This is a genomic window from Pseudolysinimonas kribbensis, assembly GCF_030161895.1.
In the GTDB taxonomy this organism is placed as follows: domain Bacteria; phylum Actinomycetota; class Actinomycetes; order Actinomycetales; family Microbacteriaceae; genus Pseudolysinimonas; species Pseudolysinimonas kribbensis.
In genome coordinates this window covers 3,046,377-3,073,196 of sequence record NZ_BSVB01000001.1, presented here as the reverse complement: position 1 = coordinate 3,073,196, position 26,820 = coordinate 3,046,377, and the positions used below count along the sequence as shown (strand labels likewise).

The window sequence follows — 26,820 nt, the reverse complement described above, 5'->3', positions numbered from 1 at the left end:
GAGCGTCATAGAACGACTGACGCCGTGTTGGCCCTCGCGGTGATTGCCGCAACGCCACGATGCGCTCGGTGACGGGTCGCGAGTTGGCCGAGGCAACCCGCCAGATCAGACGCGCCGATAGCATTCGTCGGGTGTCGTCGCTCATCGCGTGGCTGGACGCTTCGTCGGAGGAGCAGCGGCGAATGCGCGAGATCGTGCACTTCTTCACGGACCGCGAGAGCAGGGATGAACTCGGGCTCGGCCAGATCCGCGATGCCATCTCGGATGGGCTGTTCCCCGGCACGTCGACGCTGCTGACCCGCGCGCGCTATCTGCTCTTCGTCCCCTGGTGCTTTCAGCTCGCCGCCGGCAAGGTTGATCCCGCGACGGCTGCGGACAAGTTCGAGCGGCGCCTCATCGATGAGCTGCGCGACTCGGATGACTTCGCCGGCCTGCTCGGACTCCAGCGTGGAACGGCGCTCAAGACGCTACCGTCGGTCGTCTACTGGACAACTATCCGCGCCTACGGGGTCACCCGAGATGGAGTGGCCAGCCGCGATGAAGCTCTCGAGTGGCGCTCGGATCAGGCGGTCGGCGACGACGACACCGCGACGACCACCTCGCCTTGGTCGAGCACCCTTCCTGCCATGCCGGAAGGCTTCCCGACCAACCTGACCCGTGGATTTCGGCTCACCCGCGACGAAGCAGGCTGGCTGCGGGACCGCATCCTCGAACGAGCGCCCGGAACCTTGATGTCCCACCTCGCCGAACAGCGTCCGGACTCCGCGAGCTCAGCCCCGTGGTTCGACGAGGCCGCTCTCCGCGTCACGGGTGAACCCACTGCGCTGCTCCACCAGGCGCGCGCGTTTTCGACCACGATGCACGGCGCCGCGCTCCTCTACAACCTGCTGCTCGCCGAAGAGTATGAGGCGGCCGGATTCACGTCGGTGACTGGCGCGGTTGACGACTACCGCGCCGCTTTGCTCAGTTGGGAAGAGCAAGCCGCGGCGGCGCGCATCGCCGACTGGCGCGTCGACGAGCTGTGGAACTGGATGGCGGGAGCCGCCCACGTGCACGTCGTGCCACGCACCCGGCGATTCGTCGACGAATGGGCGCAGCTCGTACGCAGTCAAGGTTTGCGCGGAACCGCGGACGACGCCGATGCTCGCACGTTCATCCGCGAGCGCGAGCGTGCGCACAAGGGCTCGGGGCAGGCGCGTCTCGGCAACCGCGAGCGCCTCGCGCTGTGGCAGGGCAGCTCCGGTGCCGGAGCGCTCGTGTTCCGGTGGCCGCAGGTGCGACGCATCCTGATCGACATCCACGATGGGCTCGAGTCGGATGCTTGAGCCGCAGTCCCGCGCGACGCTTACCGACCAGCTGCGACCTCCTGCCGGCTTCGCCCTTGAGCACGCCGTCGGCACGACCTTCACGCTGAGCCTCGACTCTGCACTCGCCATCCCGTTGGCATTCGCCGCACAACGACTCGCCGTCGACGATCCGATCGGGGTTCTCGACGCGGTCCGCCGCGCGGCATCCAGGATCGACATCTTCGCCCAAGCAGGGCAGGTGTCGATCGCCACACCGGCGACCGACCTCGTGGCGTTCCTCGAACCGATGGTGCATCCGGTCGGAGTGCGAACGGGGATCTTCCATCCCAAGATCTGGTTCCTGGAGTACTCACGCGGGGAGGAGCGCGCGTACCGATTCGTGTGCTCGAGCCGCAACCTCACCGCCGATCGCAGCTGGGACACGGTCGTCACACTCGACGGGGTTGCCGGAGGCGGCGGGGAGGCGCGTACGCGAAATCTGCCGCTGTCCCGCTTGCTCCGTGCCATGCCCGACCTTGCGGTGATCCCACTCACCTCGACGCGGCTCGCCCGCATCGAAGCGCTCGCCACTCAATGGGAAACCATCGAGTGGGAGATGCCCGATGATGTCAAAGATGTCGCCTTCCACGTCTGGGGCAACGGCCGGCGACCCGAGCTCGACGTGAGCGGCAAGCGTGCGCTGTTGATCTCCCCTTTGTGTCCGACGCGGGCCTCGCCGAGCTTCGCCGCGGTACTCGTACCGACTCCCATCTGGTCTCACGCGCCGAAACACTGAACGTGCTGACCGAACAGCCGAAGCTCGAGACCTGGGTGCTCGACGAGGCGGCGGATCCGCTCGACGACCAGCCCGCCCAGGCAGAGGCGCTGCACGGGTTGCACGCGAAGGTGTTCGTCTTCGATCGCTGGGATGGCGCCCACGTGTTCATGGGTTCGCTCAACGCGACCGACGCTGCCCTGCGTCAGAACGTCGAGGTGCTCGTCGAATTGACCGGCAACCTCAACAGGCTCGGTGTCGAAGCGACGCGGACAGCCCTGGGTTCGCTCATCACGCCTCACATCCGAACCGCCCCCGACGACACCGCCGATGACCAGGTCGCCCTCCGACTCGAGGGCGCACTGCGACGAGTCGCCACGATCCCGTTCCACGCTCGAGTGCGCGCCGGCGATGCGTACTCCGTCGAAGTCTGGACCGAGGCACCGCCCAAGATGCCCGACGAGATCGACGTGTCGTGGCACCTCTTGACGAGGCCGGCCACCGTCATTCCGGGTCTCCCCGGTAGCCCGGAACAGCCGAGCGTCGTAACGAGGCTGGAACTCGCCGACGTGACGCCGTACGTCATCGTCACGGCGCGCCAGGGCGACGTCCGCCGGACGACCGTGGTGCTCGCCTCTCTCGAGGGCGACCCCGACGATCGTCGCGAAGCCGTGCTTGCCCGACACCTCAGCACCCCCGGCGCGCTCCTCCGCCTCCTCATGCTGATGCTCGAGCTCGCGGGCGTCTCGATCGACGCCCCGGGGGCGGCGTCGGCTGGAGCCGTCTGGGTGCCGGCGCGGATGGCTCGGGCCTGTTCGAGGCATTGACACGGGCCGTCGCCTCTGAGCACTCTGCGCTTCCGGATGTCCAACGCATCGTGAGATACGTCAGCGAGCACAAGCAGGAGGCGCTTCCCGACGGCTTCGCCGAGCTGTGGCGCGTGGTCTGGGCCGCGTACAAAGCACGCGCCGGGGTATCGAATGGTTGACGTCGATGTGGCGGAGGTGCTGTCGGGGCTGAAGGGCTTCCAGCGCGACGCCGTCGAGCACGTCATCGACCGGTTCTACCGCGCGCCCGACGGTGAAGGCGCTCGCCGGTATCTGATCGCCGACGAGACCGGACTCGGCAAGAGCATCGTCGCGCGGGGCGTGATCGCTCGCGCGATCGAGCACTTGGAGACCGTCGACGACATCGACCGAATCGACATCGTCTACGTGTGCTCGAACAGTGACCTCGCGTCGCAGAACTTGCGGCGCCTGAACGTCACCAAAGACTCCACCCTGCCCACGTCAACTCGTCTCACCATGCTCGCGCGCGACGCGCGGAGGCTCCGGGCACCGCACACGGGCACCGGCAAGAAGGTCAACCTCGTGTCGTTCACGCCCGCCACGTCGTTTGAGACTGGAGGAGGGTGGCGCACCGGCAACCGCGAGGAGCGCGCCCTGATCGCACTGATCCTCGACCGGCTCCTCCCCGGAGGCAAGCCGGAGGCACGCGCGACACGCATGCTGTTGCAGCGACCCGTGCGCACGCTGGAGAGCTTCGTTTGGACGGTCGAACGCCTCCAGGCAGAACTCGGCGGCGAGATCGACGAGGCGATCCTCGCCGGCTTCGAGAGGCTGGCGAGAGACGATCTGCTCCCGCGCTTTCAGGAACTTCGAGACGGGATGCGCGGCAAACGTCGCGTGTCGGACGAAATCCGCGAACAGATGCTCGACCTGACCGCAAGCATGCGACAAACCCTGGCGCAGGCGAGCGTGGACACGCTGGAGCCAGACCTCGTGATCCTCGACGAGTTCCAGCGCTTCCGCGATCTGTTGGATCCGCAGACCGGGCCGGCCGCGGAGCTTGCTCAAGTGCTCTTCGACCATCGGGACGCGAGGGTCCTGCTATTGTCGGCCACCCCTTACAAGCCGTTTACCGGGGGCGACGAGAGCGGTGACGACCACTGGCGCGACTTCTTGGCGACGATCCGATTCCTCGCCGGCCGCGACGAGTCGGCCGTTGACGACGTCCGTTCGGCGCTCGACGGGTACCGGAATGCGCTCCTGACCGGCGGTGATGTTCACGCCGCCGCCAGCGAGGCTCGGCGTGCGCTGCTTCCGATGATGTCCAGATCTGAGCGACCCCTCGTGCAGAACTCGTTTCGGGAACGTGACTTGGACGTCTCGACGCCGACGGTCGAAGATCTCATCGAATTCGCCCGCCTGCAGGCGTTCGGCTCGGAGATCGAGGCGCCGATCGACATCGAGTACTGGAAGTCGATCCCGTACTTCGCGAACTTCATGGACGGGTACAAGCCGGGAGAACGCACGCGTGAGCGCTTCGGTACGCCCGAGGGAATCCGAGCGGAGGAGCTGCTCGCCGGCGCTCGCTCCCTCGACCAGACCACGGTGGCGAGCTTCGGGGAGTTGGACTTGGGGAACGGCTATCTGCGCGCGCTGGCCAAGGAGACGGTCGGTCGCGGATGGTGGCGAATGCTCTGGATGCCACCGTCCATGCCGTACCTCCAACCCGGTCCCATCTACGAGTCGCTTCGTGATGTGACCAAGCGCGTCGTGTTCTCGGCCTGGTCGGGCGTTCCGACGTCTGTTGCCTCATTGCTGTCGTACTGGGCTGAGAGCCAGGTGGCCCGGGAGTCGGCGGGCCTCTTCAGCGAGAACACACCCGCCGCGCGTCAGGCGGTGAGTGAACGCCTCGTCTACCCCGTCACCGCGGGAGAGGTCGGCGCCCTTTCGACCCTGTCGCTGTTCTGGCCGCATCCGGGTCTCGCAGCCATCGGCGACCCTCTTGCCGCCGCACGGGACGCCGGAAGAACCGTGAGCGCATCTGAGCTGGAAACCCGTGCTGCGACACTTCTCGCGGGCGCCGAAGCTTCGCAACCGTGGGATGCCTTCTTCTCTCACCCCGCCGCGTTTCCAGTCGGCGGAGACCCTCGAGCTCTCGTCGCCGATGCGATCGGTGCCGGCGACGACGCTGAGGTTGGCCTGATCCGTCACATCGAGAGCGCACTCGAACGGATGGCCGGTGCCTCGCAGGTGAGGTCACACCCCGATCTCGCCCGGCTCGCCGCTCACGCTCCCGGTGTGATCGCCTACCGGGCTCTTGCGCGGGTGGCCGGCACCGACGTCTCCCCCACAGCGCTCTGGGCCGCCGCATTCTCGATGGCCAACTCGCTGCGCCGGCTGTTCAACCGAACGGAGTCGATTGCGCTCCTCGTTGGCATCTACGGACAGGACCAGCCCTATTGGGACGCGGTGCTGAAGTACTGCGCCGACGGGAATCTGCAGGCGGTGCTAGATGAGTACGTCTTCCAGCTGAAGAGCGAGATGGGTCGCGACGAGGTCGAGGACGCGTCACTTCAGGTCATTGCCGAGAGGTGCGGGAGCGCGTTACGGCTCCGCACCGTGAACTACGACGCCCACGACACGACATCGGAGCGTCAGGTCATCCGGTTCACGACGCGATTCGCGCTGCGTTATGGCGGACGGAACGCGGAGACCGACGAGAAGTCGGGCGTGCGGCAGGGAGAGGTCCGAGCAGCGTTCAACAGCCCGTTCGCGCCGTTCGTGCTGGTCTCCACGAGCGTCGGCCAGGAGGGCATCGACTTCCACTGGTGGAGCCACGCGGTGCTGCACTGGAACCCCTCCAACCCCGTCGACTTCGAGCAGCGCGAGGGCCGCGTCAACAGGTTCGCCGGTCACGCGATCCGTAAGAACGTCGCGAAAGCGCATTGGGCCGATGTGCTCGCCTCAGACCATCGCGATTCGTGGAACGCGGCGTTCTCGGCCGCCACCAGGTCACCGGCCGCACGCGAAAACGGCGAGTTCGCGCCGTGGTGGGTTTATCCGGGCGGCGCATCGATCGAACGCATCATCGCGAAATACCCGCTCAGCCGGGAGTACTCGCGCATGGAGCGCCTCCGCGAGTCGCTTGCCCTCTACCGACTGACCCTCGGTCAGCCGCGGCAGGAGGATCTCATCGCCCTGCTCGAACAGCGCGGAGTGGATGGCGCGTCCGCTCCTACGATCGACTTGCGCCCGCCTGTTCGCGATACCTAGCCTCGGCCGTGCCGCTCGTAAAAGTCCCGCGCCAGCAGAGCGAGGATGCCTTTCTGGACCGCCGCGCTGCCCAACACCTGAGCACTCATGCTGCTGAAATTGGCGTCCGAATCAATGACGGCGTCCAAGAACGCCGTCGACAGGTCGGGGCTCGCGATGAACTGCTCGAACGTATTCACCCGTGCCTGCTCGCGCAGCGTCGAGCTCTCGTCGAACTTGCCGCCCAGGTAGCCCGAGAATCCGACCATGTCGGCGTCGGTCAGGCCGTCACCTTCGAAGAGCGTGTTCATCGTGTCGATGAGTTCGCCCAGCCGCACGAACTCCGGGTCACGGGCCGATCCCGAACCCGCCGCCGTGAAGGCGGCCAGCGGCTCACCCTCGCCCGACAGTTGCAGGTCTTCTGCCTCCTCGGGCCGCAGGTTGTAGTGCGTCAGGGCCACGCCGTCGAGGTCGATCGAGGTGTTCACGATGCCGTCACTGATCAGCGGCGCCAGCAGCCGGTAGAAGATCGACCGCTTCTCCAGCCCTGTGTCGTGGTAGTCGATCAGCTGCCCGAGAAAGTCGTATGCGCGGATGTAGCTGTTCAGGTCGCGGCGAAACAGGTCCAGTTGCTCGATGCGCGAAGCGTCGCCCGCCTCGACCGCCGCCGTGTACTGGCCGGCGAAGCGCTGCTTGGCCGGCGTCATCCATTTGGTGAGGATGCTGTTGTCTTCTTCGCGCACGAACGCTGCGGCCGCGCCCTCCACCTCCGACTCTTCGTAGATGAGCGCCTGGTCGAGCTTGTTGCGCAGGTCGTGGATCACGTTCGGGTCCGACACCTCGGCCAGCGTCGCGACCCGGTAGTAGGGCTGGAAGTCGGCAAGGATGAGCGCCGGATCGTTGACGAAGTCGAGCACGAAGGTCTGATCCTTGCCGGTCGCGACCCGGTTCAGGCGCGACAGAGTCTGCACGGTGGTCACGCCCGAGAGCTTCTTGTCGACGTACATCGCCACGAGCAGCGGCTGGTCGAATCCGGTCTGGAACTTGTTGGCGACGATCATCACCTGGTAGTCGTCAGACGCGAACGCCGCAGGCAGACGACGCCCGCGCAGCCCGGGGTTCATCGAGGTCTCGTTGAACGGGCCCGGCCCCGACTGGGGGTCGGTCACATCGCCCGAGAACGCCACCAGGGCATGCAGCCCCACATACTTCTTCGCCGCGATGTACTTGTCGAACGCGAGCTTGTACCGCACCGCCTCGACACGGCTGGCCGTGACCACCATCGCCTTTGCCTGCCCGTTCAGCCGCCAGGCGACGTTGTCGCGGTAGTGCTCGACGATCAGCGCCACCTTCTGCGCGATGTTGTATTCGTGCAGCCGCACCCACCGCATCAGCGCTTTGGATGCCTCCGACCGGTTGACGATCGGGTCGTCGCTGTCGTACTCCACCCCGGTGTTGAGCTTGAACGCGAGCTTGTATGGCGTGTAGTTCTGCAGCACATCGAGGATGAACCGCTCTTCGATCGCCTGCTGCATCGTGTAGAGGTGGAACGGCTTCGGCAGCCCATCCGACCCGGGTCGCCCGAACAGCTCGAGCGTCTTCGCCTTCGGGGTGGCGGTGTATGCGAAATAGCTGACATTCTTTGCGTCGGCCTTCTCTGCCATCTCGGCGGCGAGGATCGCCTCGATGTCGATCTCGCCGCCATCTTCCAACGACGCCAGCTCGTCGGGCGACAGCACCTGCTTGAGCTTCGCCGAGGTGGTGCCGGTCTGCGAGGAGTGCGCCTCATCCGCGATGATCGCGAAGCTGCGTCCGACCAGCGCGCCCGATTTCCGAATCTCGCTAAGCGCGAACGGGAAGGTCTGAATCGTCACGATGATGATCTGCCGACCCTCGGCCAGCGCGGCCTTCAGCTGCGCAGATTTCGAGTCGCCCGTGCCGCGGGTGATCGGCACGACCACGCCGGACTTGTGGTCGATCTGGTAGATGGCATCCTGCAGCTGGTCGTCGAGCACGGTGCGGTCGGTGACCACGATCACCGAGTCGAACACCTTCTTGCCGGTGTCGTCGTGCAGCGTGCTGAGCTGGTGAGCGGTCCAGGCGATCGAGTTGGTCTTGCCCGATCCGGCCGAGTGCTGAATCAGGTAGGTGTGCCCGGGCCCCTCGACCCGGGCCGCCGCCACGAGCTGGGTGACCGATTCCCACTGGTGAAAGCGCGGGAACAGCAGCGACTCCTGCACGGTGACTTCGCCCGTGACCGGGTCGGTCTCTTTGCGCGACGACGCGTGCAGAAAGCTGCCGATGATGCCGAGCCAGGCATCCCGCTGCAGCACCCGCTCCCACAGGTACGAGGTCGGCGATCCGTTCGGGTTGGGCGGGTTGCCTTTGCCGCCGTCGTTGCCCATGTTGAACGGCAGAAAGACGGTTTCGGCGCCGGCGAGGCGGGTCGTCATCCACACTTCCGAGTTGGATGCCGCAAAGTGCACCAGCGCCCGCTTGCCGAACGCGAGCAACGGCTCGGTTTTCTTGGTGACCGGGTCGCGCGGCGTGCGATCTTTGCGGTACTGGATGACCGCATCCTGCACGGATTGCGTGAAGTCGGTCTTGACCTCCATCGTCGCCACCGGCAGCCCGTTGACGAAGAACACCAGGTCGAGACTCTTCTGGTTCGAGGCGGAGTAGAACACCTGCCGCATCACCCGCAGCCGCACCTTCGCGTAGCGTTCCAGGCTCGCCGGGTTCAGCTGCTGCGCCGGCTTGAACTGGCACATGTCGAAATGGGTGGAGACATCGGTGAACCCGCGCCGCAGCACGTTGAGCGTTCCGCCGCCCTGAGCGAACGGCTTGTCGAGTGCCTGCACCAACCGGCCGAGCAGTTGCGCCTGCGCCTGCTTTTGATCACCGGATGCCGGCAGCCGCTCGGTGAGCGCCTCCGGTTGGGTTTCGTCCAACCAGGCGAACACGTCATCCGGATACAGCGCCCGCTGCTTGTCGTAACCAGTGTCGTCGTGGGAGTAGAGCCAGCCATGCTGCTCGAGGTATTCGCAGAGCTCGTCCTCGAACCAGAACTCGTGCTGCTTGCCCATCTACGCGAGCCCTCTCACGTCGATCTTTCCGGTCACCGCCGCGCTGATCAGCGCCTGCCGCCGCTCCTTGAGCACGTCGATCATCTCGCGCGCCTTCGCCGAGAGCGCGTCGATTTTGGATGTTTCGTGGTCGAGATAGTAAGCAATGCGCCTCTGCTCAGCTTGAGGCGCCACTGCGATTCTGATCTCACGAAAGTCCTCATAAGACAAGTTCTGCATGCTGGAACTGGTGCCTACTCGCAGCGAAGAAACCTGATCCCGGTACGTCGCAGTCTGGAGCCACCAATAAAGCCAACCCGCATCCGCACGCTCGAAACTGAGTTGCCAGATCTTGTCGGAGAGGTAGAGGTTGGGGGCGGATTCCCGTACCAGCGCTGCAGCACCGACACGCTCCGGGGAGTTGGCACGGTTCACTAATATTGAGCCGCTCTCGACCGGAGTGGTGACTCTGGATATGTCAGCTTCGATCACTGTCTTGTTCTCACTAGGGACAAAGACCCCGGTTGAGACGCTACTGGTCTTGAGCACTCCGACCTCGTCACCTTCTGCAGGCACGTCCATCGCATTTACGCTCGTGCCGGATGCTTGAGATCGAATGAGTCGCTTTAGCGAACTCAACCTCCAGGACCTAGGCACTGCGCCGAGCCACACGACGCCCGAATCCTTCATCGGGGCGTTCGGGTCGAGGCCCTTCGTGACGGCGTGGGAGATGACGGCTTGGCGACGCTCCGCAAGCGTTTGGATGAGTTGCTCCTGCTTGCCGATCAGCGCGTCGATCTTCGCCGTCTGCGCGTCCAGGTAGTCGGCTATCTGGCGCTGAACATCGAGAGTTAGGTCGGGGACCTCAAGGTCCCCGACGACGGAAGGCTCCACGCGCTGATGGCTTCTGGTGACCGATCTAGTGTTCGCTGAAAACCACTGGGTCGACTGCGCCGACGACATCGCGTACGCCAGGTAGGGCCCATGAACCAATCGGGGGCGGAATACTACAAACTCGCTGGACGAAATCGTCGGCACGTCGCCATCCGACGGAACTATATGGACGCGGGACTTTCGCGGATTCAGCTTGGACACCAAAATGTCGCCTGCGCGCACCACGAGTTTGCCGCTCTCGATCTCAGATGCCAGCTCGCGCACCGGACTCCCGGTCGCTTCGAGCGCTGGGATAGAATAGTGGATTACTTCTCCGCTTATGGAGGTGGGGTCAACCGTGTCACGGGAGATGGGTGCGACGTATTTCGCTCTCACGCCTCCACCTCTCGCAGCAGTTCGCTGATCTCGCGCACGAGGCGCTCCAGGTCGGCATCGATCTCTTCGAGGGGGCGCGGGGGCACGTACTTGTAGAAGTGTCGGGTGAAGGGGATCTCGTAGCCGATCCTGGTTTTCGACTCGTCGATCCAGGCGTCCGGGGCGTGCGGGAGCACCTCGCGGGCGAAGTAGTCGTGGATGCCCTCGCCGAGGGGCACGTTCTCGGTGTCGCGGAGTTCGGGGTCCGGCTCGGGGGCGCCCTTGGCATTGGTGATGACGGGCGCGGTGTCGTCGCGTTCTGAGAGGGCCGACAGCAGGGATTTCAGTTGGGCGGCGGTCAGGGTGAGGTCGGCATCCATTAGGGCCTGTTTCAGTTGCTTGGTGAAAGCCCCGAGATCTGTGGTGGTCTCGATACGCGCCCGTGGCGCTACTCGACCAGCTAGGGACGAGAGGGGCTTCGCGGTCAGAGCGGTCGCCCAGCGCTCGGGGGTGAGCGCCCAGTTCAGGCGCAGCGGGCGCTCGACGGTGATGGTGCGGTAGCCGAAATCGTCGTTCTTGAACGTCTTCGAGACGTCGGACTGGTTGAGGCTGCCGTAGAGCTCCACGATGGTCTCGATGTCGTCGGTGCCGAGCTCTTTGCGCTTCGAGCCCAGGGACTTGCGCATCTTGTGCGAGAAGCCCGTGCCGTCGATCAGCTGCACCACGCCGCGACGTTCTGGGCGCTTGTCGTTGTCGATGATCCAGACGTAGGTGGCGATGCCGGTGTTGTAGAACATGTCGGTAGGCAGGGCGATGATCGCCTCGAGCAGGTCGTTCTCAAGCAGGTAACGGCGGATCTCTGACTCACCCGACCCGGCAGCTCCGGTGAACAGGGGGAGCCGTTGAGCACGATGCCCGCTCGGCCGCCGCCCTTTGCCTTCGGACGCAGCTTCTTCACTAGGTGCAGCAGAAACAGCAGCGAGCCGTCAGAGACCCTCGGCAGGCCGGGGCCGAAACGACCGTTGAAACCCTGCTCGTCGTGCTCTTTCAGCACGGCCGGCTTCTGCTTGTTCCAGTCGACGCCGAAGGGTGGGTTCGAGAGGCAGTAGTCGAAGGTCTGGCCGCTGAAACCATCGTCGGTGAGGGTGTCGCCGAGCACGATGTTGTTGATGTCCTGACCCTTGATCACCAGATCGGCCTTGCAGATGGCGTACGACTCGCCGTTGATCTCTTGCCCGAACATCACGAGTCGGGCTTGGGGGTTCTGGCCGTGCAGGTATTCGTCGGCGGTCGAGAGCATGCCGCCCGTGCCCGCCGTGGGGTCGTAGATGGATCGCACGACGCCCGGCTCGTTGAGCGCCTCTGTGTCGGGCTCGAGCAGAACGCTCACCATCAGACGGATCACCTCGCGCGGCGTGAAATGCTCGCCCGCCGTCTCGTTCGAACTCTCGGCGAACTTGCGGATCAGCTCTTCGAACATCAGGCCCATCTCGATGTTCGAGATCGCACTCGGGTGCAAGTCGACCGCGGCGAAACGCTGGGTGAGCAGGTAGAGCAGGTTCTCGCCATCCAGCTTCTGCAATTGCTTCTCGAACTCGAACTTGTCGAAGATGTCGCGCACGTTCTCGCTGAAACCGTGCACGTAGTCGAGCAGGTTCGCCCGGATGCCGGCCGCGTCGCCCAGCAGGCTCTTCAGCGTGAACTTGCTGGTGTTGTAGAAGTTCTGGCCTGCCGCTTTCGTCAGGAACACGGATGCCCCGGGCCCGTCGCCGCGCTTGCCCGCCTCGTCGAGCACCGCCTGCTTGCTCGGCTCGAGCACGCAGTCGAGGCGCCGCAGAATCGTGAACGGCAAGATGACGCTGCCGTACTGGTGCGGCTTGTACGGCCCGCGCAGCAGGTCGGCGATCGACCAGACGAAAGCGGCGTTGTTCTGTTGCGACATGCAGTACATCCCCACGACGCGCCACCCGTTGTGGCGCTCGTTCAGAGCCTATTCATCCGGGCGGTTCAGGCGGGGTCAGCCACCCGAAGAACGCGGAACAGATTGTATCGTGTAGCGTTACGCGATACGCTGGAGCATGATCAAGAGCTTCCACCACAAGGGACTGGAAGCCCTCTACACCACGGGAAGCAAGCGAGGCGTCCAGGCCGACCACGTCGCGAAGCTGACTCGAATCCTCACCGCGCTCGACGCGGCGCACGCCCGGAAGATCTTGACCTCCCCGCTTACCGGCTCCACGAGCTGAAAGGCCGCGAAGCCGGGACCTGGTCGATCAGGGTCAATGGAAACTGGAGAGTCACGTTTCGGTTCGACGGAACCGACGTGATCCTCGTCGACTACCTCGACTATCACTAGGAGGAAACGATGATGCACAATCCGAGCCATCCCGGAGTGATCCTCCGAGAGGACGTGCTGCCCGATCTCGGCGTCACCGTGACCGAGGCCGCCGAGGCCCTCGGAGTGTCTCGGGTGACGCTGTCGCGGGTGCTGAACGGGCGGGCGAGCGTGAGCGCGAATCTGGCGATGCGGCTCGAAGCTGCCGGGATCTCGACGGCACGGTTCTGGCTGGACGCCCAGACGAACTACGACCTCGCGCACACTCGGCGTCCGCGAAAGGTGACGCGGCTGGTCGCTGCGTAACCGGGAGGAGGCGGGCCTTCTCGTGTCGGTGGCCGGTGGGAGACTGACACGCTCTCCACCCGGAGGCGCCGAAGGAGCCGAGTCCCATGTTCATCCGCGAGCGCGACCGCGTCGTGATCAGCAGCGCCAGCGACATGAGCGCCGCCGCGGAGTGCGAGTGGGCGCTCATGCGGCGGCTCGACGCGAAGCTCGGGCGCATCATCGCCGTCGAGGATCCGGATGACCCGATGCGCGTGCGCGCGGGTCTGCTCGGTGGCGAGCACGAGCTGCGGGTGCTGCAGCGCTACCTCGACGAGCTCGGTGAGCACTCCCCGGCACGCCCGGCGGCGTCGCCGTGCTGGAGTCGGTCTCGGCGCGCGACGACGACGCACTGGCCGGTGCACACACGCAGACCCTCGCCGCCCTGCGCGACGGGGCCGGGGTCGTCTACCAGGCCGCCTTCGCGACCGACGAGTTCGTCGGGTTCGCCGACTTCCTCGTCCGCACCGACGACGGTGCCTACGAGGTCTACGACACCAAGCTCGCCCGGCGGGCGAAGATCACCGCGCTGCTGCAGCTCGCGGCGTACGCCGACCAGCTGGAGCGGCTCGGCATCCCGACCGGACCGCGCGTGCACCTGCTGCTCGGGGACGGCAGCACCTCGACGCACCGGCTCACCGACATCGCGCCGGTGTTCGCGGACCGCTGGGCGCGGCTGCGCTGGATGATCGCCGAGCGGGTCGCCGCAGCCGAGGCCATCGCGTGGGAGGAGCCCGGCTACGCGGTGTGCGGGCGCTGCGCGGAGTGCGCCGCGCAGGTCGAGGCGACCCGCGACGTGCTGCTCGTGGCGGGGATGCGGTCGACGCAGCGGATCCGGCTCGCGGAGGCCGGCATCCGGACCATCGACCAGCTCGCCGCCACCGACGAGCCGGTCGCGGGCATCGGCGCGGGAGCGCTCGCGGCACTGCGCGATCAGGCCCGGATGCAGGTCGCCGGCGAAGGAGCGCGATCACCTCGCGCGTGCACGACGCCACCGGCCTCGCCGCCCTGCCCGAACCCCACACGGGCGACATCTTCTTCGACTTCGAGGGCGACCCGCTCTGGACCGACGGCGGCGGCGGGCCGACCAGCTGGAACCTGGAGTACCTGTTCGGCGTCATCGAGCACGAGGGCGGCGAGCGCGAGCACTTCCGGCCGTTCTGGGCGCACGACCGCGCGGAGGAGAAGCGCGCCACCATCGACTTCCTGACATACGTGCGCGACCGGCGCCGCCGACATCCGGGCATGCACATCTACCACTACGCCGACTACGAGCGCAGCCACCTGCAGCAGCTGTGCGCCCGGCACGGCGTCGGCGAGCAGATCCTCGACGAACTGCTCGAGGCGGGCGTGTTCGTCGACCTGTACCCGATCGTCAAGCGCAGCATCCGGATCTCCGCGAACTCGTACAGCCTCAAGAAGGTCGAACAGCTCTACATGGGCGACGAGCTGCGCACCGGCGACGTGACCAACGCCGCCGACTCGGTGCAGCAGTACGTCGACTACTGCCAGGCCCGGGATGCCGGCCGCACCGAGGAGGCGCAGCGCCTGCTCGCCGAGATCGCCGACTACAACCGCTACGACTGCGTCTCGACCCTGCGACTGCGCGACTGGCTGCTGGGACTGGCCGACGCGCACGGGGTGTCGCGGCGTCCCGCGATCGATCCGGCCGAGAGCCGACGGGATGCCGAACTCGCCCGCCGCGAGGACGCCGCGACCGCGGCGCTGCTCGCGCCGCTCGACGGCGTCGCGGCCCCCGATCGCGACGCCGACCAGACCGCGCTCGCCCTCGCGGCCGCCGCGATCGAGTACCACCGCCGCGAGGACAAGTCGTACTGGTGGGAGCACTTCAACCGCGAGATCGCGCCGGTCGAGACCTGGGAGGATCAGCGCGACGTGCTCGTGGTGCACGACGCGCGCGTCGCCACCGACTGGGAGCCGCCCGCCGGGCGCCAGTCGCTCTGGCGACGCACCGTCACCCTGGCGGGGCGCCTGACGCCGGGCAGCGGGCTCGGCGAGAGCGACGACCCGTTCGTCATGTACACCGACCCGGCACCCGAGGGGTGCGGGATGACGCTGCCCGGCCAGCGCGGCGAGCACTCCCGCACGAGGGTGCTGTCGATCGGCGTCAGCGCGCGGGCCGAGGCGGACACCGTGGTGACCCTCGAGGAACGCGGTCCGGCGCCGTGGCCCCAACTGCCGATGGCGCTCACGCCGAAGCCGCCGATCCGCACAGCCGCGCAGCGCGAGGCGATCCTCGAGTGGGGCGAGGCCCTCGCGGCGGCGCTGCCGGGCCCGCCCGACGGGGCCGCGCTCGACATCCTGCGCCGCCGTCCGCCGCGCATCGACGGCGGTCTCGCGCGCACCGGCGACGCGGTCGCCGACATCGTCGCGTCGCTGATCGCGATGTCGGACTCCTACCTCGCGGTGCAGGGGCCGCCCGGGTCGGGCAAGACCTATGTCGGCGCCGCCGTCATCGCCGCGCTCGCGCGCCGCGGCTGGCGCATCGGGGTGGCCGCGCAGTCGCACGCCGTCGTCGAGAATCTGCTGCGGCAGGTTCTCGCGAACGGCGTGCCGCGAGGCCGCGTCGGCAAGAAGCCGGGTCGCGGCGAGGAGCAGCGCGCGGTGCCGTGGACGCGGCTGGCGAGCAACGACGACATCCCGCCATTCCTCGCCGCCACAGGCGTCGTGCTCGGCGGCACCGCGTGGGACTTCGCGAACCCGAACAAGGTCGGCCGCGGCGCGCTCGACCTGCTCGTGATTGACGAGGCCGGCCAGTACTCGCTCGCCAACACGATCGCGGTGGCGATGGGCGCGCGGCGACTGCTGCTGCTCGGCGACCCGCAGCAGCTGCCGCAGGTGAGTCAGGGCGTGCATCCGGAGCCGATCCAGACGTCCGCGCTCGGGTGGCTCTCCGACGGACACGACGTGCTGCCCGACGAGCTCGGCTACTTCCTCGCCGAGTCGCGGCGCATGCATCCGGCGCTGTGCGCGGCCGTGTCGTCGCTGTCGTACGAGGGCCGGCTCGGTGCGCATCCCTCGACCGCGCTGCGCCGGCTGGATGGCGTGGAGCCCGGACTGCATCCCGTCGCCGTGCCGAGCGCGGATCGCTCGGTCGAGTCACCCGAGGAGGCCGCCGCGATCGTCGACCTGCTGCGCTCCCTGGTCGGGCGAGGGTGGTCGGACCCTGGCGCCGGCCGGAGCGACACGCAGCTCGACGCCGACGACGTCATCGTGGTCGCCCCCTACAACGCGCAGGTGGCGCTGCTGCGCGGCGCCCTCGACGCCGCCGGCTTCACGGCGACCCGCGTCGGCACGGTCGACAAATTCCAGGGCCAGGAGGCGCCGGTCGCCATCGTGTCGATGACCGCGTCGTCGGCACTCGACGTGCCGCGCGGCATCGACTTCCTGCTGCTGCGCAACCGCCTCAACGTCGCGATCTCACGCGCGAAGTGGGCCGCCTACCTCGTGCACTCCCCGCGCTGCGCGATTACCTGCCCCACCGGCCGGAGGGCTCGCGGCGCTCAGCGGTTTCATCCGGCTCGCTGATGCGTCGCCGAGGGACTCCGCCGTCAGACCGCTGCCCCGACCCTGAGGTGCGCGTCGACGAACCCTGCCGCGCGGTCCAGCGCTGCGTCGCCCTCGTCGAGGATCGCCGCGAACGCCTGGAACACGTGCGGAACGCCGGGGGTCACGTCGAGGATCACCGGCACGTCGTCGTCGGCCGCCTTCGCGGCCAGGCGGGTGGCGTCGGCCAGAAGCACTTCGTGGGAGCCCACCTGGATCAGCAGCGGCGGAAGGCCGGTGAGGTCCGCGAAGATCGGGCTCACCAGCGGGTCGGCGGCCGACGTGCCCGACCCCGAGAGGTAGTCGCCCGCACGGGTGCGGATGGCGTCGAGCGTGATGTTCGGGTCGGCGTCCGCCTTCGTCGTGAAGCTGTCACCGGAGGCCGTGAGGTCGGTCATCGGCGAGAACACCACCGCGGCGGCAGGCATCCGGAGCGCGGACGCCTTGCCGGCCACCAGCAGTTCGACCGCGAGGTTGCCGCCGGCGGACTCGCCCGACACGATCACCTCGGCCGGGTCGGCCTCGTCGAGCAGTGCCCGGTACGCGGCGGTCACGTCGTTCAGCGCCGCGGGGTACGGGTGCTCCGGCGCCAGACGGTAGTCGACCGAGACGGCGCGCATGCCGGTCCTTCTCGCCAGGCTGGAGGCGAGCCCGACCGAGCCCCGCGCGGACCCGACGGCGAAGCCGCCGCCGTGGATGTGGAAGATCGTGCCGCGCGGGGTGACGCCGTCGAGGTCGATGAAGGTGACCGGCACACCACCGAGCTCGCCCGGGGTCATGCGTACGTCATCCGGAAGCGGCTGCGCGGTGAGCATCTGCTCGAGGAGCGGTCGCTGGACCGTGACGTCACCCCCGAGGTCGAAGGGGGCGTCGCGGAGGATGCGGTGGACGAGGTCACGCTGATCGGATGTCATGGCGATACATTAGCACTAATTTAGTTAGCGATGACTTAGTTGCTCCTGAGGTAGTTTGGGGCGTGAGAGAGGGAGGGCGCCGATGGAGGGCCTGCGCAAGGTGTTCGACGACCTGATCCGGTTCGAGACGATGCTGTGGGGCGCGATCGACACGGCTCTCGAGACGGAGAGCGGACTGACGCTGTCGACCTTCAACCTCATGTGGATCATCGACTCGACCCCGCAGTGTCGGGTGTACGACATCGCGGAGGCGCTCGCGATCACCGTCGGCGGCACGAGCCAGGCGGTCGACCGGCTCGAGAAGGCCGGGTACAGCATCCGGCGGCCTCACCCCGACGACCGGCGCTCGTCCATCGTCGAGCTGACCCCGGATGGCGTGGCCGCGTTCCGCAAGGCCGAGCCCGTCTTCGATCGCGCGCTCGCCCGTCTCATCGGGGAGCCGCTGTCCGCGACGGAGCTCACCCACCTCGCGGGCGCGCTCGAGAAGCTCAGAGGCGTCATCGCCCGCTGAGACGCCGGCGCGACATCCTGCCCGCCTACCTCGGCTCGAGCGGATCCACCGCCGACACGCCCAGAGCAGAGGCGGCCTGCGCCATGGCGAGGTCGTGCGTGACGAGGCACGCCTCCGGCCCCAGGAGGGCGCACGTCGCCAGATGGATCGCGTCGAGGGACTTCACGTGCGGCTCGATTGCCGCAGCGGCGTTGAGAACGCCGTCGTCGATGCTGATCAGCGCGATCCGGTCGATCACGGGACGAGCGCGCGAGGTCGGCAACCCTTCCCGGCGGAGCACGCGAGAGAGCTCCAGCTGAAGCAGGGTCGAGGAGTAGATCGCCTGCCCCCGACGTCAAGCCATTCCGCGGCCCGAGCGGAGCCGCCGGGCAGCATGGCATGGAGCGCAACGGATGAGTCGAGGTAGTAGCGCGTCAATGGTCGCCCCTCGACTCGGCAAAGAGCGCATCGATCTCTGCCGGCGAGTACTCGCGGCCGGCAGAGTCGTCAGCAGCGGTGATCCAGGGCGCGGGCTCCTTCTTCGGCTCCGCGATCCGCCCGGCGAGGCGCAGTTGCTCGACCGGATCGACGAGCGCACCGATCGCCTCGATGCGCCAGCGCGGGACGCCGCGCTCCGTCACCACCACGGTCTCACCCGCATCGACTGCGGCAAGCACGTGCGCGGTCTGCTGGTTCAGTTCACGCTTGCTGACCGATCGCATGCGAGCAATGTACTACCGATGTCAGACATACGTCAGTACCAGGAGTCGATCCGCGGCGGCCGCGTCGACGCCAGCATCGCCGTCGCGCGGTCCAGGGCACCCGGCCCGCGCTCGACGACGCGGCCCGCTGCAGCGAGCGTCCGAGCGCTCGTCCCGCCGCAGAGCATCGCACCGAGTTCGACGACGCCGAGTTCGAGGTCCCCACTGTCGGCGACCTCCCCAGCCGCCGCGATCACCGTGCCGGCGGTGGATGCACGTGCCGTCCAGGTGCCGCTCGCGAACCCCAGGTCGTCCGTCACTTCGAACGAAACCTCCCCTGGCACCTCGTACGCGCGCGCCTCGAGCACGCGCTTCACATCGAGCACCCGCAGGTACTGCATGTCGAACGGCCGCACCTCGACGGCGCGGAAGTTCGACACCATCCACCGCACCGGCTCGTCGGCCGAGCCGAGGTCGTAGCGGGTCGTCGACACGAGGTCCATCTCGACGAAGAAGCGCCACAGCGCCGCGTAGGCGTCATCGGTCTCCGCGATCAGGTTGACGATCTGCGCCTCGTGGGTCGTGAAGTCCTGCTCGCTGGTGCCCTCGTTGATCGTGTAGAGCGCCATGCCGCGCACCCCGCCCGACGCGTCGCGGTACTGCACCGCCTGCCGCCCGGCCGACTTGTCGCCCTCGTAGGTGATGTAGCCGGCGGCCTGGTCCCAGCGCATCGCGAACGGGCGCACCTGACCCGGATCGCGCAGCCGGGTGCGCTCGAAGAGTGCGGGAGCGGCATCCCGCCACTGACGCACCGGAATGAAGTCGAGCCGGCCCTCGGGCTCGCGGCCGGTCCAGGTGAGGCCGCGCGTGCTGATCCGGTACTCGGCGGCGAGCGCGGCGACGCCGAAGCCGTAACGCGCGTAGATCGACGACTCCGTGACCGTGAGCATGGCGACCGGCACATCGAGGCCGCGCGCGGTGCGCAACTCGGCCTCCATCATCTGGCGCTGGATGCCGCGCCGGCGGTGGGTCTGCGCGACCGTCACACCGCTGATCGCCCAGGCGTCGATGTCGCGCTGCCCCGGCAGGGTGAGCGGTCCGATCCACGAGTTGGTCGTCGCGATCGGCGTCAGAGGGTCGGCGCCGGAGGGATCGTAGACGGCGCTGTTGCGGCGGTTCTGCGCGAACTCCGCGATGTGGGCGTCGAGAGCGGGCTGCTGCATCGTGCCGCCGAGGAAGCCGCGCGCCTCGGCCAGCACGTAGCGCTCCATGGCGTCACGGTCATCCGGATCGACGACCCGGAACTCGTAGCCCCGCTCGGCCAGGATCGCCCGGGCCTGCTCGTCGATCGGCGCGGTGCGGAAATCCTGCGTCATCCGGTCAGGCTACGGGGAGCGTCCGACGGCGTCACCCGAAAGCGGGGCACCCGGACTCGGGGGGAACGGCGTCGCACACGAGGGATCCTCGTGAGGTGGGGGATCTCCGTCAACGCGTGCCCGCGCAGTCTCTGATCGAGAAGTTGCTGAGCGAGTGGGACGCCGGACGCATCCATCCCGGGCCCTCGGGCCAGATCGTCATCGATGACGAGGCACGCGGCTGGTACGACGGCGTCCTCGGTGAGCGACAGACCGCGCTCGAGCTCTCCCTGCTCGGACCGGAGTGGACCATCCTGCACTCGATTCCCATCGGCGAGCGCGGCACCGACATCGACCACCTCGCGATCGGACCCTGCGGCGTCTTCGTCATCAACTCCAAGCGACACCCCGGCAAAACCGTGACCGCCGGCGGTCTCGGGATGCGGCTGGACGGAATCGGGGTGGGCCACGTGTCCTCCATCGCTCGACAGACCGCCCAAGTGGAGGGTCGTCTCAGTTCGCGGTGCGGGTTCGCGGTGCCGGTCGAGGGCATCCTGTCGTTCGTCGACGTACGCCGCATCGTGATCAAAGCGCCGCTCGGCGAGAACGGGACGAGAATCTGGGCGGTACACGACAGCCAACTGTCGACGACTCTGCACGGCCCCCGCGTGATGAGTGACGAGCAGCTGGCGCGCCTGGTGAGCGTCGCATCGCTACCGGGCACCTGGTCGAAGTCGACGGTGTCCTCGCGGCCGGGCGCGCACCTGATCCAGGAGTTCGCCGCGCTGGAGCAGGAGGTGGACCCGTACCTGGAGTCTCGGGGGCGGACGCGCTCGTGTCCTCTCAACCCCGCCTTCCGCGGCAACCGGCGCGGGCGACCCGACCCCGGCGCGGCCCGCGCACGACGACGGCCCCCACGACGTGGGAGCGATCTCATGCGGAGGGCGATCGTCGGCCTCGTGACCGCGTTGGTGACCATCATCGTCGGGATCATCGCCCTCGAGATGATGGCGCACGCGCTCGTCGCGGCCACTCAGGTGCCGACGATGGTCCCGACGACCACCCCGACCGCGACGGGAACGCCGGGTCCCGCTCCCTGACGGGTCTGCCGGTCGAATCCCCGCTACTTCACGGGGGTGACGGCGGCGAAGGCCACGATGAGGACGCTCGCAAGCGAGATCGCGGCGATCGCGAGCATCCCGATCGCCAGCAGGCCGAGGCGGCGGCGCAGGTGCGTGACCGGCACCGTGAAGCGCGCCACGAACATGAGGGCGTAGATCACCACGTCGGCGATCGCCGCCGCCCACGGCAGCCAGCGCGGCGGCAGGCCGGTGACGGCCTCCGGGATCAGCACGCCGACCGCGATCGCGGTCAGGAGACCGCCCACGATGAGCCAGATCAGGCCGGTCGAGAAGGTCAGGGCCGGCTGCTCGGTCATCCGGGTCTCGTCGTGCGGCTCGGGTCGGTCGGCGTCCATGGGTCCCAGCCTGTCAGGAGCGGCGTCGCGTGCAACCCTTCGCACCGCACCGCCCTAGGGTGGAGCGCGATGTCGCTGCGTGTCGTGCACCCCGAAGACCAGCCCGACGGCACCTACCGCCTGAGCGGGCGCGCGATCCGGATCTGGACCCGCGTGCTCGTGCTGGTCATCGTGATCGGTGTCGTCGTCGGGGGCGCGGGGCTGATCGTGGCCGCTGCCGTCGACTCCGAGGTCCTGGCCATCGCGGGAATGAGCACCCTCGGTGCGGCGATCCTGCTGCCGCTCCTGCTCGGCGCTTACCTGGGCGGCGAGTCGCTGGCCCGGTTCGGCGGGCTCGTCGGCCTCGTGCTCGTCGCCGGCATGATCGTGGGCGCCACCGGCTCGGTCATCGGCTCGTGGATCGCCTGGCTCGGCCTCGCGCTCGTGCTGCTCGCGACGGCCGGCTTCTTCGTCATGGGATTCAGCCGGCGCGTGCCGATGTCGATCGGCGGGGTGCACGTGCATCCGCAGCGGCCGCGCGACCTCGTCTACATCGTGGTCGGCATCCTGGGCGCGGGCGCGATCATCGCCTCGTCGTGGGTCGGGATCTGGCTGCTCGTCGTCGGCGTCGTGCTCGAGAGCGTTCCGATCACCTGGGCCACCGTCGCCGAGCGGCACTCCGGCCTGCACGTCGCGCGTCAGCAGGCCCGCAAGCCGGTCAGCCCTGCCGCGTCGCCTTCTCGAGACTCATGAACAACACCACGCGGTCGGCCTTGTTCGCCGGCGGCTGCTCGTCGGGGTTGCCGTACCACTGGCCGAGTTCGACGTAGAACGCGCCGGTCGGGTCGGGCTCGGCCTTGACGAGGCGCCCGCGCACCTCGAGGTAGCGCTCCGGGTTCTCCGGGTCGAGCACCGAGATCGCCATCGACGGGTTGGCCTGCAGGTTGCGGTACTTGCCGCGCTTGGTCGTGTGCGTGAACTTCAGGTGCTCGCCGTCGAACTTGAACCACATCGGGTTCACCTGCGCCGTGTTGTCGGGGCGCACCGTCGCGAGGTGCACGAACAACGGCAGGTGGAGGAGGGGACGCAGGTCTTCCGGGACGACATCGATGCTCATTCCGCCATCCTCGCTCACCCCAGGTGAGCCTGCTTCCACCGCAGCACCCGCCGCGCGGCGTCGTCGACCTTCGCGCGGAACGCCGGGTCCGTCCCGGCGCGGGCGAGCACGGCATCCACCATCTGCGCCCACACCCCCGTGGGGTGCGACACGAGCACGAGGTCAACCCCGGCGGTGATCGTCCGGATCGCCCGGTCGCCCGGCGCCACCGACGCGACCTGCACCGCACCCGACAGGTCGTCGGTGATCGTGATGCCCGTGAAATCGAGGGTGTCGCGCAGGATGCCGACCACAGCCGGCGAGAACGCGGCCGGCTGCGAGGGGTCGATCTTCGCGTAGATCGCGCTGGAGACCATCACGACGTCGACACCGCTGTGCGCGAGCCGCCCATACAGCCGCACGTCGGGCGAACTCGCGTCGATCGTCGTGTCGGTGACGCCGCTGTGCGTGTCGGTGTTGGCGGTCACGTGCCCGAGACCCGGGAAGTGCTTCGCCGCCGCGAGCACGCCCGCGTCGCGCAGACCCGCCGCGAACGCCGCCGCGTGGGTCTCCACCGCAGCCGCGTCCGACCCGTACTCCCGCTGGAACACGCCGATCGGCGGGTTCTGCGAAGCGAACCCCGGCGGCACGATGTCGGAGACCGGGGCGAGGTCGAGGTTCACGCCCGCCGCGTGCAGCTGCGCACCCCACCGCTCCGCCGCGACCAGCAGCTGCTGCGGACTCATGGCGCCCTGGTCGACGGCGGTCGGCATCCGGTCGAATCCGGGGCCCTGCAGCACCTGGACCTCCCCGCCCTCCTGGTCGGTGGAGACGATGAGCGGGATGCCGTCCCCGCTCGCCGCCTGCGCCGCCCGGCCGACGGCGGAGTTGGCCTGCACTCCCGCGAGGGAACGGCCACCGAGGAAGACGCCGCCGACGTGGCTGTCCCGGATCGCCGAGAGGGCGTCCGGGCCGAGCCCGGTCGTCGGGGTGCCGACCACGAACAGCTGGCCGACCTCCTGCTGCAGCGTGAGCCCGGCGAGCGGGTCGGGCGGCGGCGTCGGGGTGGCCGTGGGGGTCGGCGTGCGATGGCTCGGCGCGGGGTGCCCGGCGGCGCACCCGGCGAGCGCGACGACCGCGATCACGAGGATCACGACCATGCGCCGGCGCATGGTCCATGGTGGCGTAAAAGCCGGCCGACGCGCCGTCAGACGAAGCGCGCCGCCGCCTGCACGCGCGTGCGCACCTCGAACAGGTCGGTGCCGCCGATGCCGACGCCCGGGATGCCGCGCCGCACGAGGTCGGCGAGCCGCGGCCGCTCGACGACCAGGGCCGGCATCCCCTTGACCGAGCCGAGCGACGTGACGCCCTCGCCGGTGCCGCCGTCGGGCACGACGATCACGAGCGAGGTGAAGCGCACCCGCGCCGCCCGGGCGAAGTGCCGCGCGCGCTGCGCGAGCTCGTGCACGGGACGCTCGTCCCGCGCGAGCGCCGGCCCGACGAGCTCGCCGCGACGCACCGAGACCGGCTCGCCCCAGTCCTCGCTCAGCATCGCCCACAGCCCGGTCGGCCCGAGCACGACGTGATCGATCTTGCCGCCCGCCCCCTGCGGCGAGGCGCGGAGGGCGCCCGCGGCATCCCCGTCGGTGCGCACGTCGTGCCACACCGTGAAGCCGATGCCGAGCGTCGCGAGCGCGCGCGCCGTGTCCTCCTCGGCCACCGCCTGGGCCAGCAGATGCCGCAGCTCGCGCGGCGCCCGGGCCAGCAGCCGCGGGTCGTACGGGTCGGGCACCTCGACCCCGCGCCCCACCCATTCGTGCAGCAGCACCAGGAACTGCTCGCGATACCAGCCGCCGGGGTGCCCGTGGCTGCGCGCCGCCGGACGGGTGCCCTCCCGGCGCGGTGCGGCCGGCGCCCAGGTGCGGTCCTCGGTGCTCGCAGGCCGCGCGCCGCGGTCGTAGGCGGCTCGCGCGTCGGCGGTGCCGATCAGCTCCCACGCGCGCTGCACGCGGTCGAACTCGAGGGCCGCTCCCCCGGTGTCCGGATGCGTCTGCCGCAGACGACGGCGGTACGCCCGGCGCAGCTCGTCGTCGGTCGCGGTCGCCGCGACGCCGAGCACCTCGTACGGGCTCGCGGCGAGCGGGCTGTCGGGCACCCGATCATTCTGCCGGGAACAAGGTGAGAGCGCGTCGAGGACGGCCGCGGGGCTACGAGTCGAGCTCCTCAGCAGCTTCTTCGTGGCGTCCTCGATGTCGTCGTGGCCGTACTGGCCGGCGCGGCTCTCGAGCGAGATCACGGCGCAGCGGTGCAACCGCGAGTAGTCGCCGTACGGGAAGCTGTAGCGCTTCTTCGTCTCCTCCGGCTCCGAGCGGTCGATGCCGAGGTGCCAGAGGGCGAACTCGTCCCATCCGTGCTTCTCGAGCCACGCGTTCTCGTCGTCGGTCGACGGGGAGTGCTCGCTCCAGTCGTCGCGCTCGTCCTTGACCGTGCGGCCCTTCGCGATGAGGTCGCGGGCGTGTTGCAGAGCGTCCTTGTTCAACGTGATCGCCATGGCCCGACGGTAGACACGGCTCCGGATGCCCGGCCCGCTTACTCAGCGAACCTCCGGCGCGTGCCCGCGACCCGCGTCGGAGCGCGCGCGTAGGCTCGAATGCATGCGCACGCCACCGAGCCTGGAGGTCCTGCGTGCGGAGGCGCAGGACGAACTCGGCACGGTGATCGAGGAGCGCCTGCGCGGCGGCGAGGACCCGTGGGCGTTCATGCACGAGATGCCGACCGTCGACGAGATGGTGGTGCTGCTGCTGCACGCGGAGCTCGCCCCGGACGCGACGACCACCGACGCGGCGCTCGACCGGGTGGTGGGCGCGTACCCCGCGCTGCGACCGACGGTCGACGACCTGCGCGACCGGCTCGACGGCATCCGGTGGCCGGTGTGAGCGCCGCCCTCGCGGTGCTGTGGTTCTCGCCCGACGGCGAGCGCACCCTCGGCCACGAGCTCGTCGATCCCGCCGCGCCGCTGCTGAGCGCACTCGATCTGTCGGCGACGCGCGGCGACGGCATCTTCGAATCCATCAGCGTCGGCGACGGCCACCCGCAGGCGCTCGAGGCGCACCTCGCCCGGTTCGCGCGCTCGGCCGCCATGCTCGATCTGCCCGCACCGGATGCCGGCGCCTGGCGCGCCGCGATCGTCGCCGTGGCGGGCGCGATCGACCCGGTTCCCGAGTCGTTCGTCAAGATCGTGCTCACCCGCGGCATCGAGGGCGGCGGCGTGCCGAGCGGATGGGCGTACGCCACAGCGTCGCCCGACGCGAGCGCGGCGCGCACCCGCGGCATCCACGTCGTGATGCTCGACCGCGGGGTGCGGCACGACGTCGCGCAGACCTCGCCGTGGCTGCTGGCGGGCGCCAAGACGCTGAGCTACGCGGTGAACCGGGCCGCCGTGCGGGAGGCGGCGCGGCGCGGCGCCGACGACGTGGTGTTCGTCTCGAGCGACGGCTACCTGCTCGAGGGGCCGACCGCGAACGTGGTGCTGCTGCGCGACGGCCGGCTGCTGACGCCGCCGCTGGACGCCGGCATCCTGCCCGGCACGACGCAGGCCGATCTCTTCGACTGGGCGCCGACCCGACGGCTGGAGCCGGTGTACGAATTGCTGCGACCGCAGGACCTGCTCGATGCCGATGCCGCCTGGCTCGTCTCGAGCGTGCGCCACGCGGCGCCGATCCGGGCCGTCGACCACGCCGAGGTGCCCGTCGATCGGGAGCTCTCCGACGCGATGAACGCGTTCCTGCGCGGGCGCACGGGCTGACATACGAAGACCCCCGGGCCGAAACCCGGGGGCCTTCAGTAACGATCCGGCGGACCGGCCCAAGGGCCGAGCCACGCCCCGCGACGCCAGGCCGAGAGCCCTACGCCACGGTGCACCGCTCCCGTGCCCGATGGTTGCCCACCGGACCCGGATGCGGCCCCTGCCCCGCGGCTTGCGCCACCGGCTTCGGGGATCGCCGTTTCGGTTGCCCCAGCATGCTCCCGGCCCGGACCCCGCGCAAGACGTGAACTCTCGCTAGATGGTTGAGGGTTGTGAGCGCTTAAAGTACTGGCGGCGGCGCCTCGTCCGCGCGACCGGTTCTACCCCCGTATCGCGGTCCGCGTCATCGACGAGGCTGCCGCC

The 26,820-nt window shown here is 68.7% G+C and carries 25 protein-coding genes; 13 read left to right on the top strand and 12 right to left on the bottom strand.

Features of this window, described 5'->3' with window-relative positions:
• The first annotated feature begins 131 nt into the window (after positions 1–131).
• The 4 genes from QQK35_RS16920 (at position 132) to QQK35_RS16905 (ending at position 6,122) form a co-directional block, all read left to right on the top strand.
• The gene (locus tag QQK35_RS16920; RefSeq protein WP_284255187.1) at positions 132–1,325 is read left to right on the top strand and encodes a DUF6361 family protein; all 1,194 of its coding nucleotides are present in this window, start codon (positions 132–134) and stop codon (positions 1,323–1,325) included.
• On the top strand, positions 1,318–2,082 hold the full coding sequence (locus QQK35_RS16915) for a hypothetical protein (RefSeq protein WP_284255185.1): 765 nt from the start codon (positions 1,318–1,320) through the stop codon (positions 2,080–2,082). Before QQK35_RS16920 ends, QQK35_RS16915 begins: the two co-directional genes overlap by 8 nt.
• Positions 2,083–2,084: 2 nt before the next feature.
• Positions 2,085–2,888: a phospholipase D family protein gene (locus tag QQK35_RS16910; RefSeq protein WP_284255184.1), complete on the top strand. Its 804-nt coding sequence runs from the start codon at positions 2,085–2,087 to the stop codon at positions 2,886–2,888.
• 153 nt (positions 2,889–3,041) lie between these two features.
• Positions 3,042–6,122, top strand: coding sequence for a helicase-related protein (locus QQK35_RS16905; protein WP_284255183.1), 3,081 nt, complete (start codon positions 3,042–3,044; stop codon positions 6,120–6,122).
• On the opposite strand, the gene QQK35_RS16900 is transcribed toward QQK35_RS16905, so the two are convergent.
• The 4 genes from QQK35_RS16900 to QQK35_RS20000 all read right to left on the bottom strand — a co-directional run bounded on the left by QQK35_RS16900 (position 6,119) and on the right by QQK35_RS20000 (position 12,356).
• Positions 6,119–9,187: a type I restriction endonuclease subunit R gene (locus tag QQK35_RS16900; protein ID WP_284255181.1), complete on the bottom strand. Its 3,069-nt coding sequence runs from the start codon at positions 9,185–9,187 to the stop codon at positions 6,119–6,121. The two genes, QQK35_RS16905 and QQK35_RS16900, sit on opposite strands and share 4 nt — an antisense overlap.
• Positions 9,188–10,324, bottom strand: a complete 1,137-nt coding sequence (locus tag QQK35_RS16895) for a restriction endonuclease subunit S domain-containing protein (RefSeq protein ID WP_284255180.1) — start codon at positions 10,322–10,324, stop codon at positions 9,188–9,190. It lies immediately after the preceding gene.
• 107 nt (positions 10,325–10,431) lie between these two features.
• Positions 10,432–11,229, bottom strand: a complete 798-nt coding sequence (locus QQK35_RS20005) for an N-6 DNA methylase (RefSeq protein WP_348535020.1) — start codon at positions 11,227–11,229, stop codon at positions 10,432–10,434.
• Positions 11,127–12,356 carry a type I restriction-modification system subunit M gene (locus QQK35_RS20000; RefSeq protein ID WP_348534970.1) on the bottom strand — a complete coding sequence of 410 codons (1,230 nt, stop codon included), beginning with the start codon at positions 12,354–12,356 and terminating at the stop codon, positions 11,127–11,129. Before QQK35_RS20000 ends, QQK35_RS20005 begins: the two co-directional genes overlap by 103 nt.
• 136 nt (positions 12,357–12,492) lie before the next feature.
• Here QQK35_RS20000 and QQK35_RS16885 point away from each other — a divergent pair, with 136 nt between their 5' ends.
• The 4 genes from QQK35_RS16885 to QQK35_RS16870 all read left to right on the top strand — a co-directional run bounded on the left by QQK35_RS16885 (position 12,493) and on the right by QQK35_RS16870 (position 16,622).
• Entirely contained in the window at positions 12,493–12,660 is a 168-nt protein-coding gene (locus QQK35_RS16885; RefSeq protein WP_284255178.1) for a type II toxin-antitoxin system RelE/ParE family toxin, read from the top strand.
• Positions 12,657–12,770 (top strand): type II toxin-antitoxin system RelE/ParE family toxin, encoded by a 114-nt coding sequence (locus QQK35_RS16880; RefSeq protein ID WP_284255745.1) that lies wholly within the window; start codon positions 12,657–12,659, stop codon positions 12,768–12,770. The genes QQK35_RS16885 and QQK35_RS16880 overlap by 4 nt, the downstream gene beginning before the upstream one ends.
• A gap of 9 nt (positions 12,771–12,779) precedes the next feature.
• Positions 12,780–13,055: a HigA family addiction module antitoxin gene (locus tag QQK35_RS16875; RefSeq protein WP_284255176.1), complete on the top strand. Its 276-nt coding sequence runs from the start codon at positions 12,780–12,782 to the stop codon at positions 13,053–13,055.
• A 999-nt stretch (positions 13,056–14,054) separates the two neighbouring features.
• Positions 14,055–16,622, top strand: coding sequence for a TM0106 family RecB-like putative nuclease (locus QQK35_RS16870; protein WP_284255175.1), 2,568 nt, complete (start codon positions 14,055–14,057; stop codon positions 16,620–16,622).
• Between the two features lie 23 nt (positions 16,623–16,645).
• Here the strand turns inward: QQK35_RS16870 and QQK35_RS16865 are convergent, their stop codons facing one another.
• Positions 16,646–17,554: an alpha/beta hydrolase gene (locus QQK35_RS16865; RefSeq protein ID WP_284255174.1), complete on the bottom strand. Its 909-nt coding sequence runs from the start codon at positions 17,552–17,554 to the stop codon at positions 16,646–16,648.
• Positions 17,555–17,636: 82 nt separating this feature from the next.
• On the opposite strand from QQK35_RS16865, the gene QQK35_RS16860 reads away from it, so the two are divergent.
• Positions 17,637–18,065, top strand: a complete 429-nt coding sequence (locus tag QQK35_RS16860; protein WP_284255173.1) for a MarR family winged helix-turn-helix transcriptional regulator — start codon at positions 17,637–17,639, stop codon at positions 18,063–18,065.
• Positions 18,066–18,090: 25 nt separating this feature from the next.
• On the opposite strand, the gene QQK35_RS16855 is transcribed toward QQK35_RS16860, so the two are convergent.
• From QQK35_RS16855 to QQK35_RS16845, 3 genes are all read right to left on the bottom strand, one after another.
• Positions 18,091–18,384 (bottom strand): PIN domain-containing protein, encoded by a 294-nt coding sequence (locus QQK35_RS16855; RefSeq protein WP_284255744.1) that lies wholly within the window; start codon positions 18,382–18,384, stop codon positions 18,091–18,093.
• Between the two features lie 94 nt (positions 18,385–18,478).
• Positions 18,479–18,766, bottom strand: coding sequence for a type II toxin-antitoxin system Phd/YefM family antitoxin (locus QQK35_RS16850; RefSeq protein WP_284255172.1), 288 nt, complete (start codon positions 18,764–18,766; stop codon positions 18,479–18,481).
• Between the two features lie 32 nt (positions 18,767–18,798).
• Positions 18,799–20,121: a GNAT family N-acetyltransferase gene (locus QQK35_RS16845; RefSeq protein WP_284255171.1), complete on the bottom strand. Its 1,323-nt coding sequence runs from the start codon at positions 20,119–20,121 to the stop codon at positions 18,799–18,801.
• A gap of 116 nt (positions 20,122–20,237) precedes the next feature.
• On the opposite strand from QQK35_RS16845, the gene QQK35_RS16840 reads away from it, so the two are divergent.
• Positions 20,238–21,200 carry a nuclease-related domain-containing protein gene (locus QQK35_RS16840; RefSeq protein WP_284255170.1) on the top strand — a complete coding sequence of 321 codons (963 nt, stop codon included), beginning with the start codon at positions 20,238–20,240 and terminating at the stop codon, positions 21,198–21,200.
• A gap of 23 nt (positions 21,201–21,223) precedes the next feature.
• Here QQK35_RS16840 and QQK35_RS16835 read toward each other — a convergent pair whose 3' ends face one another.
• Positions 21,224–21,577 (bottom strand): hypothetical protein, encoded by a 354-nt coding sequence (locus QQK35_RS16835; RefSeq protein WP_284255169.1) that lies wholly within the window; start codon positions 21,575–21,577, stop codon positions 21,224–21,226.
• 69 nt (positions 21,578–21,646) lie between these two features.
• Here QQK35_RS16835 and QQK35_RS16830 point away from each other — a divergent pair, with 69 nt between their 5' ends.
• The gene (locus tag QQK35_RS16830) at positions 21,647–22,309 is read left to right on the top strand and encodes a hypothetical protein (protein WP_284255168.1); all 663 of its coding nucleotides are present in this window, start codon (positions 21,647–21,649) and stop codon (positions 22,307–22,309) included.
• On the opposite strand, the gene QQK35_RS16825 is transcribed toward QQK35_RS16830, so the two are convergent.
• The 3 genes from QQK35_RS16825 to QQK35_RS16815 are packed head-to-tail and all read right to left on the bottom strand — an operon-like array spanning position 22,275 to position 25,203.
• Positions 22,275–22,673 (bottom strand): PPOX class F420-dependent oxidoreductase, encoded by a 399-nt coding sequence (locus tag QQK35_RS16825; protein ID WP_284255167.1) that lies wholly within the window; start codon positions 22,671–22,673, stop codon positions 22,275–22,277. The two genes, QQK35_RS16830 and QQK35_RS16825, sit on opposite strands and share 35 nt — an antisense overlap.
• A 14-nt stretch (positions 22,674–22,687) precedes the next feature.
• Entirely contained in the window at positions 22,688–23,812 is a 1,125-nt protein-coding gene (locus QQK35_RS16820; protein ID WP_284255166.1) for a glycoside hydrolase family 3 N-terminal domain-containing protein, read from the bottom strand.
• 47 nt (positions 23,813–23,859) lie between these two features.
• A complete protein-coding gene (locus QQK35_RS16815) occupies positions 23,860–25,203 on the bottom strand; it encodes a J domain-containing protein (protein ID WP_348534969.1) in 1,344 nt (447 codons plus the stop codon).
• Between the two features lie 103 nt (positions 25,204–25,306).
• Between QQK35_RS16815 and QQK35_RS16805 the strand changes: the two genes are divergently transcribed.
• On the top strand, positions 25,307–25,588 hold the full coding sequence (locus tag QQK35_RS16805) for a tryptophan synthase subunit alpha (RefSeq protein ID WP_284255165.1): 282 nt from the start codon (positions 25,307–25,309) through the stop codon (positions 25,586–25,588).
• Positions 25,585–26,457: an aminotransferase class IV gene (locus QQK35_RS16800; RefSeq protein ID WP_284255164.1), complete on the top strand. Its 873-nt coding sequence runs from the start codon at positions 25,585–25,587 to the stop codon at positions 26,455–26,457. Before QQK35_RS16805 ends, QQK35_RS16800 begins: the two co-directional genes overlap by 4 nt.
• The last annotated feature ends 363 nt before the right edge of the window (positions 26,458–26,820 follow it).

Coding starts and splice junctions, on each gene's coding strand:
- QQK35_RS16900 (WP_284255181.1), bottom strand. CDS start 9,187: ATGGGCAAGCAGCACGAGTTCTGGTTCGAGGACGAGCTCTGCGAATAC.
- QQK35_RS16915 (WP_284255185.1), top strand. CDS start 1,318: ATGCTTGAGCCGCAGTCCCGCGCGACGCTTACCGACCAGCTGCGACCT.
- QQK35_RS16860 (WP_284255173.1), top strand. CDS start 17,637: ATGGAGGGCCTGCGCAAGGTGTTCGACGACCTGATCCGGTTCGAGACG.
- QQK35_RS20000 (WP_348534970.1), bottom strand. CDS start 12,356: ATGTCGCAACAGAACAACGCCGCTTTCGTCTGGTCGATCGCCGACCTG.
- QQK35_RS16875 (WP_284255176.1), top strand. CDS start 12,780: ATGATGCACAATCCGAGCCATCCCGGAGTGATCCTCCGAGAGGACGTG.
- QQK35_RS16905 (WP_284255183.1), top strand. CDS start 3,042: ATGGTTGACGTCGATGTGGCGGAGGTGCTGTCGGGGCTGAAGGGCTTC.
- QQK35_RS16820 (WP_284255166.1), bottom strand. CDS start 23,812: ATGGTCGTGATCCTCGTGATCGCGGTCGTCGCGCTCGCCGGGTGCGCC.
- QQK35_RS16835 (WP_284255169.1), bottom strand. CDS start 21,577: ATGGACGCCGACCGACCCGAGCCGCACGACGAGACCCGGATGACCGAG.
- QQK35_RS16825 (WP_284255167.1), bottom strand. CDS start 22,673: ATGAGCATCGATGTCGTCCCGGAAGACCTGCGTCCCCTCCTCCACCTG.
- QQK35_RS16850 (WP_284255172.1), bottom strand. CDS start 18,766: ATGCGATCGGTCAGCAAGCGTGAACTGAACCAGCAGACCGCGCACGTG.
- QQK35_RS16830 (WP_284255168.1), top strand. CDS start 21,647: ATGTCGCTGCGTGTCGTGCACCCCGAAGACCAGCCCGACGGCACCTAC.
- QQK35_RS16815 (WP_348534969.1), bottom strand. CDS start 25,203: ATGGCGATCACGTTGAACAAGGACGCTCTGCAACACGCCCGCGACCTC.
- QQK35_RS16805 (WP_284255165.1), top strand. CDS start 25,307: ATGCGCACGCCACCGAGCCTGGAGGTCCTGCGTGCGGAGGCGCAGGAC.
- QQK35_RS16885 (WP_284255178.1), top strand. CDS start 12,493: ATGATCAAGAGCTTCCACCACAAGGGACTGGAAGCCCTCTACACCACG.
- QQK35_RS16865 (WP_284255174.1), bottom strand. CDS start 17,554: ATGACATCCGATCAGCGTGACCTCGTCCACCGCATCCTCCGCGACGCC.
- QQK35_RS16845 (WP_284255171.1), bottom strand. CDS start 20,121: ATGACGCAGGATTTCCGCACCGCGCCGATCGACGAGCAGGCCCGGGCG.